Here is a 7,423-nt window from a genome sequence, read left to right as displayed (position 1 = left end):
CTGGATCAGGCAGCGTGACCTGAATAGTTACCCGAGGACTCCCACATCGCGCTCAACGTCGCCTGCCAGTTGGCGGCACCGGTACAGGGGAAGCTGTACCTGTTGAACGTTCGCGATCCCTACCCACAGCTGCACGACGCCGAATTATTGAGTGTCGAAGCGGCGATCAAGGCTGCCTCGGTAGAGACTGCCAATCGGGAAGGCCGTGCCATTCTCGATGCCGCGCTGGATACCCTCCCCTCCTTCCCCGGCTATAACGGCGAATTCGATCTCCTCATCAAGCAGGGGTCGCCAGCGCGCGTCATCGTCTCCGAAGCCGAACGGCTGGGCGTCGATGCCATCGTGATGGGCAGCCGTGGCGTAGGACAGTTCAAAGGCCTGATGATCGGCAGCGTATCGCACAAGGTGACGCACGTTGCCAAGTGTCGCGTCATCTGTGTACATGAGACGCCGCACCAGCATGCCACTCGGGCGACCCATGAGTTCGTCGACTTCGACTGATTCTCGGCGCTCGCGCAGGCAATATCATGGCGGCCTTGCGAGACATGACCCTCTGCCGCCCTGCTCGATGAGACCAGAGCGTACCGACAGGTTTCAAAAGGAGAGCATCCATGGCTAGCGGCTGGGCAAAAGATGGCGCAGTGCAGGAGCAAATCGACAGCACCGTCGAAGACGGTATTCAGGAAGCCCGCCAGCGGCTCCGCGGCCAGGGTCCGAGCCTGGCGATCTGTGAAGAGTGCGAAGCCCCGATCCCGGAGGCGCGTCGTCAGGCAGTACCTGGCGTTCGGCTATGCATCGCCTGTCAGAGCGAAGCGGACCGCCACCAGACCCATCGTGCCAACTACAATCGCCGCGGTAGCAAAGACAGCCAGCTGCGCTAGCCGAGCGTAACCCTCCGTCAGGGCGGAGTCCTTGGCGTTTCGGGATTCGATTACAACCGTTCCAGTAGATCCCAGATCACACGCTTTTGCAGCTGTCCTGCTCGCTCCCGCGATATCCGCAGCCGCTCATCGTCGCCCGGGCCATCCTGCTCGCGACCGCCGAACACCTTCTCGAATGACACGTGCGGGAAGAAATGCTTCTGAAGGCGAAGATTCTCTTCCCGATGATGCGCCATGATATGCCTCGCCAACGCGGGATCCATGAAGGAGGCCTCCCTCTGGAACAACTCGCTGTCGGCGCCGAACGTCCTGATCAGCCGTTGTTTCAGACTGTCGTCGTGGATATCCCGAAAGAGCGTTTTTCGCCCAGCGAGCACCTCGCAGAGAAAGGGATTCAAGCTGAGGTTGCTACGGGCCTGATCGAACGACAATGTGGACGGGTCATCGACCAGACGGCCGAAAAAGTCCTGCAGTAGCTCACCGCCGCGCAACGCCTCCGGCAGCACTGGTCTTATCGTGACACTATCCGCGCCGTAGAGCTTGCCGAAGGCCTGCCCGACCGCCAGATAGTGCGGATTGGCGCGACGCAACGCCTCCTGGCTGTATTCCGCGAATGTCTTGCCCTCCTTGAAACCCCACTGCTGCCAGGCGGAAAGAAGATAGTCGTCCTGGCGACGGATGTAATAGATCACCTGGACGACATCGAAGTAGTCGGCAAGTGCACGGTGGATACGCTCTCCGATCGGTCCCATCAGATGATTGATCAGATTTTCCGCGGAAATCACGAACGTCGCGTCCGGCCACGATGGCGACTCCCGCCAGGCCCGCAAGCGTGCTTCAAGGGGCCCGATATCGCCGAGTTCCATCAGCCGGCGAAAGAACTCCCGCGGCGTTTCGCCCTGAGAATCGAACCCTGCCTCGCCGGGCAAGCGCAACTGAGGATCCGGCACGACGACACGGTGATCCGCCAATACCTGGCGATTGGCAATGAGCGAACGCTGTATGCTGGTCGAACCGCACTTCGCGTGTCCGGGGTGGAGCAGTAGTCTCATGGCAGCCCTCGTGGGTCGCAAGCCGTATGCCAAGATTTAGCCATTACCCACTTCAAGGCAATCAATCACGACACCATGCCCATGAAACCGTAAAATAGACTGGCCGGACTCATGGTATCGGCTGAGCCGCGCCATTAATCCAATTGGGGAAATCCGCCTTCGCGAGAATCTCCTGTCGTTACCAGGCGCAATCCAAACCAATTGTCAGCGACAGCACGACGACTGCTGACAGGTATCGTGTTTTTCGACTGATTCGCTCCCCTCATCTCCCGCCTTGATCGCACGAGGATCGGATCCACGCCACTCTCGTGATGCCTCGCCAAGCACCCGCCACGCGGAATGCAGGAACAACCCGGCAATGATCATGCCGATCACCACGTCCGGCCAGCGTGTCTGGGTTGCACCGACCAGCACCGCCGCAATGATCACGCCCGTGTTGGCGATCAGGTCGTTGCGCGAGCAAAGCCAGGTCGAACGCATGTTGATGTCGTCACTACGAAAGCGATAGAGCATCAGGAAGCAAATGCTGTTCGCCATCAGCGCGATCAGCCCGACGATGCCCATCGCTTCGGCGGTGGGTGCGGCACCCGCCACGCTCTTGTAGACGGCCTCGCCGATCACGGCGACACCGAATATCAGCATGAAGCCGCCCTTCACCAGGCTGGCTGCCGCTCTCTCCCGGTTGCTGCGATGTAGCGTATACAGCGTCAGCGCGTAGACGGTGGTATCGCCGAACATATCGAGCGAGTCCCCCAGCAGGGCCGTCGAGCCGATGACCCAGCCGGCGATGAATTCGAACAGAAACATGATCCCGTTGATCGCCAGCACGACGTAAAGCACCTTTGCCTGGCGCTCACGCAACAGAGCCAGTTCACCGGATTTGTTTTCGCAGCAGGCATCCATCATTACACTCCCCGTTCGCTCCATCTGTTAGGATCGGGGTTATAGTTGCTATAGAGTCAAGCCGATGAATCGTGCCTGCGCCACTTCGTCCGAGCCCTACACGATCGGCCAGCTTGCCAGGCTGACCGGTGTGAAAGCAGTCACCATCCGTTACTACGAGAAGGCAGATCTACTGCCCGCCGCCAGGCGTACGGCCTCGGGCTATCGACTCTACTCGTCGGTCGAACGAGATCGTCTGCGCTTCATCAGGCGCTGTCGTCACCTGGGGCTGGGGCTCGACGACGTCAAAGCGCTGCTGCGGCTCTCGGATGAACGCGAGGCTCCCTGCCACCAGGTGGATGCCATCATCCATCAACAGCGCGAGCATGTCCGCGACCGCATTCGGGATCTCCAGGCGCTGGAGCAGGAGCTGGATCGTCTGGAAGGAGCCTGTCGGGCCGAGACCATCGGAGAGTGCAAGATCATCGAGTCGCTGTCGCGACCTACCGAGCGCTGAAGGAACCCGCCCCATGCATTTCGATCTTGCCGATCTGCGCATCTTCGTCCATGTCGCCGAAGAGAACAGCCTGACGGCAGGCGCCCAGCGCGCGCATCTCTCGACGGCAGCGGTCAGCGGCCGCATCAAGTCGCTCGAGGCGCAACTGGAAAGCCGGCTGTTCTATCGCAGCAGCCAGGGGGTCGAACTGACGCCCGCCGGCGAGCGACTGCTGCAACACGCGCGCCTCATTCTGCGGCAGGTCGAGCGCGTCAAGAGCGAATTTTCCGGCTACGCCAGCGATGCCATCGGCCACCTGCGGATATTCGCCAACACGACAGCCGTCATCGAGTTCATGCCAGAGGTGCTCGCCGATTTCCTCGCGTCACGCCCCGGTATCACCGTGGACCTGCAGGAGCGTCTGACCAACGACATCATTCGCGGCGTTCTCGATGGCACCGCCGACATGGGCATTCTCGGCATCATGGTCGGTGTCGACGTGCCTTCCCGGCTGAAGACCCTGCCGTTCAGCCGGGACAGGCTGGTACTGGCGACCCCGCTCGATCATCCTTTGGCTGAGCGAGAGGAGATCACCTACGAAGACGCCCTGGACTACCCGCATGTCACGCTGCATGAAGGCAGCACGCTCTTCCACTACCTGGAAAGCAAGGCGCTGGAGTTCGGTAAGCCGCTGCCGGTCAGGATCCAGGTGTTCGGTTTCGAATCGGCGTGCCGCATGATCGAGGCTGGCGTCGGCGTCGGAATTCTCCCCGAATCCTGTGCCTTGCGTTATCGGGACCACATGCGACTGAGCGTGCGCCACTTGAGCGACGCCTGGGCTTATCGGGAACGCAGCGTGCTGATCCGCGAAGATCATGTTCTTCCAAGCTTCGGCCAGGAACTGCTGGATATCATCACGCAGTACCAGTCTTCCCGGCAGATTTCACCGGAGCAGCCGACACCCGTCTAGCTATGAAAAACGCCCCGCATTGCAAATGCGGGGCGTCGAAGGCACGAACCTTCCCTATGAACTCAACTCAGCCGCTGCATATAGTCCACGTAGCCGAAGGTCTTGACCGTGCGGACTTCCCGGCTCTCTTCGTCGATCCGGCAGATCGACGGCAGCCGGATGCCGTTGAACGTCGTGGTCTTGACCATGGTGTAGTGCGCCATGTCGGTGAAGACCAGGCGATCGCCAATCTCGAGCGGCGCATCGAATGCGTAGTCGCCGATCACGTCGCCGGCCAGGCAGGTCGTGCCGCCCAGGCGATAGGTGTATGCCTTCTCGCCAGGTTTGGCGGCGCCGATGATTTCGGGCCGATACGGCATCTCCAGCACGTCGGGCATGTGTGCCGTCGCCGAGGTGTCCAGAATCGCGATGGGGCCATCGTTCTCGACGATATCCAGCACGGTGCAGACGAGATAGCCGGTATTCAGCGCGATCGCTTCACCCGGCTCGAGGTAGACCTCCAGATGCGGGTAGCGCGACCGGAACTCGCGAATCACCCGTATCAGCCGCTCCACATCGTAGTCGGCACGCGTGATGTGGTGGCCGCCGCCGAAGTTTACCCAGCGAAGCCCGCCCAGATACTGCCCGAACCTGGTCTCGAACGCCGCCAGCGTCTCTTCCAGCGCATCGCTGTTCTGCTCGCACAGCGCGTGAAAATGCAGCCCCTCCAGCCCTGCGAGATCTTCCGGGGCCAGATCCGCCGCCCGCGTGCCCAGGCGCGAGCCCGCTGCACAGGGGTCGTAGAGCGCAACCTCACCGGTGGAATGCTCGGGATTGACGCGCAGCCCGCACGATACCTTGCGCGGGGCCGCTTTCACGGTTTCACGAAAATGACGCCACTGGCGCGGCGAATTGAAGCTGAGGTGATCGGCGTAGCGCAGCACCACGTCCATCTCCGGCGCGGTAAACGCCGGAGAATAGACATGCACCTCGCCGCCGAACGTCTCGGCGCCGAGGCGGGCCTCGTCCTGCCCGCTGGCGGTGGTCCCGACCAGATACTGGCTGACCAGCGGGAAGGTGTTCCACATGGCGAACCCCTTCAGCGCCAGCAGGATCTTGGCGCCACTGTCGGCCTGCACGCGGCCCAGCAGCTCCAGATTGCGACGCAACAGGGCGTCGTCGACCACGTAGGCCGGCGACGGGCTAGCGCTGATGTCGAAGGGATAGCCTTCGGCCTTGGAGGAAATATCAGTCATCGCGCGCTCAGGCCAGCGGGTCCTGGTCGGGATCGAGCTCGACCATCTGCCACGGCAGCCCCATCTCGCCGATGCGCTCCATGAACGGGTTGGGATCGAGCTGTTCGACGTTGAACACGCCCTCGCCTTTCCAGATGCCTTGCAGCATCAGCATTGCGCCCGTCACCGCCGGCACGCCGGTGGTGTAGGAGATCGCCTGGGATTTGACTTCCTCGTAGCACTTCTCGTGATCGCAGATATTGTAGATGTATACCTTGCGACGCTTGCCATCCTTGATGCCATCGAGGATGACGCCGATGTTGGTCTTGCCCTTGGTGCGCGGGCCGAGCGAGGCCGGGTCCGGCAGTACCTGCTTGAGGAACTGCAGCGGAGAGATCTCGACGCCATCGACCTTGATCGGTTCGATGCTGGTCATGCCGACATTTTCGAGCACCTTCAGATGCGTGATGTACTTCTCGGAAAAGGTCATCCAGAACCGAATGCGTTCCAGTCCCTTGATGTTCTGGGACAGCGACTCGAGCTCTTCGTGATAAAGCAGGTAAAGATCCTTCTCGCCGATACCGTCGAAGTCGAACTTGCGCTTCTCGGCCAGTGGCGCGGTCTCGACCCATTCGCCCTTCTCCCAGTAACGTCCGTTCGCAGTGATCTCGCGAATGTTGATTTCCGGGTTGAAGTTGGTCGCGAACGGATAGCCGTGATCGCCACCGTTGGCATCCAGGATGTCGATGCGGTGGATCTCGTCGAACAGGTTCTTCTGGCCATAGGCGCAGTAGATGTTGGTCATGCCCGGATCGAAGCCGCAGCCCAGCGTGGCCATCGCGCCCGCCTTGGCATAACGATCCTGGAACGCCCACTGCTCCTTGTACTCGAACTTGGCCTCGTCCGGGTGTTCGTAGTTGGCGGTATCCAGGTACGGCACGCCGGTCTGCAGGCAGGCTTCCATGATGGTCAGGTCCTGATACGGCAGGGCCACATGGATCAGAATGTCCGGCTTGAACGACTCGATCAGCGCGACCAGGGCTTCGACGCTGTCGGCATCGACCTGGGCGGTCTGGATCGGACGCGGCAACTGCTCGGCGATCGCCTTGCACTTGGCTTCGTTGCGGCTGGCAAGACAGATCTCGCTGAACACCTCGGGATGCTGCGCGCACTTATGGGTCACGACACCACCGACGCCGCCGGCACCAACAATCAGGACTTTGCTCATGAATTCGCTTCCAGATCGGGAAAAGTCAACAGTGATAAGGTCTTATCGGTAGTGGGCAACTAACCTTTCAAGATTCAGCGCACCCCGACCCGATGCCACCCCGGTCTTGGTCCCCCTCCCGATCCATCGGGACCGGCAAGAGGCCGCAGATGATGACCTCGTCAGAGACTGGCCTCAAGAGTTTTTCGCGTCAAATCTCAACCGAAGCCAGATCAGGTTCGCCACCATCGAACCGAGAGTCGCTGAGTGGCATGAGATGACGGCCCGCGCAGCTCCCGGCCCCAGCAAAAATAACGACCCCGGCCTGATACCGGGGTCGAGAGGGACAAGGAACATGTCACCTATCAACGCCGACCGAGAAGAATCCCCAGAAAGACGCCTACGCCGCCAGCAATCGCCAACGCGCTGATCGGGTTCTTGACGGTAGCTTCACGGACTTCGTCGAGCTTCTCGCCGTAATTGGCCTGCAACTTCCCTGCAGTCCGGCGCGCCTTGCCCTCGTGACGCAGATCGTCATCTTCGGTAAAGCTGCCGACAGCTTCCTGAGCATGGCCCTTGAGTTCTTCGGTGCGTCCTTTCACTTGATCTTCGTACATCTCGGCTCCTTGATCGCGGTTATTGCAGCAGAGTCGTTCCGCTGATCCTTGAGCATAGTTGTCTTGCGGGATCTCGACAAAATCCGCCGGTCGACAATGGACCG

9 protein-coding genes are annotated in these 7,423 nt (G+C 60.8%); 4 read left to right on the top strand and 5 right to left on the bottom strand.

From position 1 onward, the window contains the following. The first annotated feature begins 45 nt into the window (after positions 1 to 45). Positions 46 to 501 carry a universal stress protein gene (locus CCD76_RS13975; RefSeq protein ID WP_256961313.1) on the top strand — a complete coding sequence of 152 codons (456 nt, stop codon included), beginning with the start codon at positions 46 to 48 and terminating at the stop codon, positions 499 to 501. Positions 502 to 611: 110 nt separating this feature from the next. Further along, positions 612 to 881 carry a DksA/TraR family C4-type zinc finger protein gene (locus tag CCD76_RS13970; protein WP_087720065.1) on the top strand — a complete coding sequence of 90 codons (270 nt, stop codon included), beginning with the start codon at positions 612 to 614 and terminating at the stop codon, positions 879 to 881. Positions 882 to 931: 50 nt separating this feature from the next. Here the strand turns inward: CCD76_RS13970 and CCD76_RS13965 are convergent, their stop codons facing one another. Then, on the bottom strand, positions 932 to 1,933 hold the full coding sequence (locus CCD76_RS13965) for a hypothetical protein (RefSeq protein ID WP_087720064.1): 1,002 nt from the start codon (positions 1,931 to 1,933) through the stop codon (positions 932 to 934). 204 nt (positions 1,934 to 2,137) lie between these two features. After that, complete coding sequence (locus tag CCD76_RS13960) at positions 2,138 to 2,836, bottom strand: cation transporter (protein ID WP_087720068.1); 699 nt, start codon at positions 2,834 to 2,836, stop codon at positions 2,138 to 2,140. Positions 2,837 to 2,900: 64 nt separating this feature from the next. Here CCD76_RS13960 and CCD76_RS13955 point away from each other — a divergent pair, with 64 nt between their 5' ends. Together CCD76_RS13955 and CCD76_RS13950 are read left to right on the top strand one after the other, a co-directional pair. Further along, positions 2,901 to 3,332: a MerR family transcriptional regulator gene (locus tag CCD76_RS13955; RefSeq protein ID WP_087720063.1), complete on the top strand. Its 432-nt coding sequence runs from the start codon at positions 2,901 to 2,903 to the stop codon at positions 3,330 to 3,332. A 13-nt stretch (positions 3,333 to 3,345) separates the two neighbouring features. Continuing rightward, entirely contained in the window at positions 3,346 to 4,281 is a 936-nt protein-coding gene (locus CCD76_RS13950; protein ID WP_087720062.1) for a LysR family transcriptional regulator, read from the top strand. A gap of 62 nt (positions 4,282 to 4,343) precedes the next feature. On the opposite strand, the gene nspC is transcribed toward CCD76_RS13950, so the two are convergent. From nspC to CCD76_RS13935, 3 genes are all read right to left on the bottom strand, one after another. After that, the gene (gene nspC, locus CCD76_RS13945) at positions 4,344 to 5,516 is read right to left on the bottom strand and encodes a carboxynorspermidine decarboxylase (RefSeq protein WP_087720061.1); all 1,173 of its coding nucleotides are present in this window, start codon (positions 5,514 to 5,516) and stop codon (positions 4,344 to 4,346) included. Between the two features lie 7 nt (positions 5,517 to 5,523). Further along, positions 5,524 to 6,723 carry a saccharopine dehydrogenase family protein gene (locus CCD76_RS13940; RefSeq protein ID WP_087720060.1) on the bottom strand — a complete coding sequence of 400 codons (1,200 nt, stop codon included), beginning with the start codon at positions 6,721 to 6,723 and terminating at the stop codon, positions 5,524 to 5,526. Between the two features lie 344 nt (positions 6,724 to 7,067). Then, the gene (locus CCD76_RS13935) at positions 7,068 to 7,319 is read right to left on the bottom strand and encodes a CsbD family protein (RefSeq protein WP_087720059.1); all 252 of its coding nucleotides are present in this window, start codon (positions 7,317 to 7,319) and stop codon (positions 7,068 to 7,070) included. Positions 7,320 to 7,423 lie beyond the last annotated feature (104 nt).

Source organism: Salinicola salarius (genome assembly GCF_002179555.1).
GTDB lineage: Bacteria > Pseudomonadota > Gammaproteobacteria > Pseudomonadales > Halomonadaceae > Salinicola > Salinicola salarius_A.
Note: the sequence above shows the minus strand (reverse complement) of the source record. Positions and strands in the feature narration are given on the sequence as shown.

Coding starts and splice junctions, on each gene's coding strand:
- CCD76_RS13970 (WP_087720065.1), top strand. CDS start 612: ATGGCTAGCGGCTGGGCAAAAGATGGCGCAGTGCAGGAGCAAATCGAC.
- CCD76_RS13965 (WP_087720064.1), bottom strand. CDS start 1,933: ATGAGACTACTGCTCCACCCCGGACACGCGAAGTGCGGTTCGACCAGC.
- CCD76_RS13960 (WP_087720068.1), bottom strand. CDS start 2,836: ATGGATGCCTGCTGCGAAAACAAATCCGGTGAACTGGCTCTGTTGCGT.
- CCD76_RS13955 (WP_087720063.1), top strand. CDS start 2,901: ATGAATCGTGCCTGCGCCACTTCGTCCGAGCCCTACACGATCGGCCAG.
- CCD76_RS13950 (WP_087720062.1), top strand. CDS start 3,346: ATGCATTTCGATCTTGCCGATCTGCGCATCTTCGTCCATGTCGCCGAA.
- nspC (WP_087720061.1), bottom strand. CDS start 5,516: ATGACTGATATTTCCTCCAAGGCCGAAGGCTATCCCTTCGACATCAGC.
- CCD76_RS13940 (WP_087720060.1), bottom strand. CDS start 6,723: ATGAGCAAAGTCCTGATTGTTGGTGCCGGCGGCGTCGGTGGTGTCGTG.
- CCD76_RS13935 (WP_087720059.1), bottom strand. CDS start 7,319: ATGTACGAAGATCAAGTGAAAGGACGCACCGAAGAACTCAAGGGCCAT.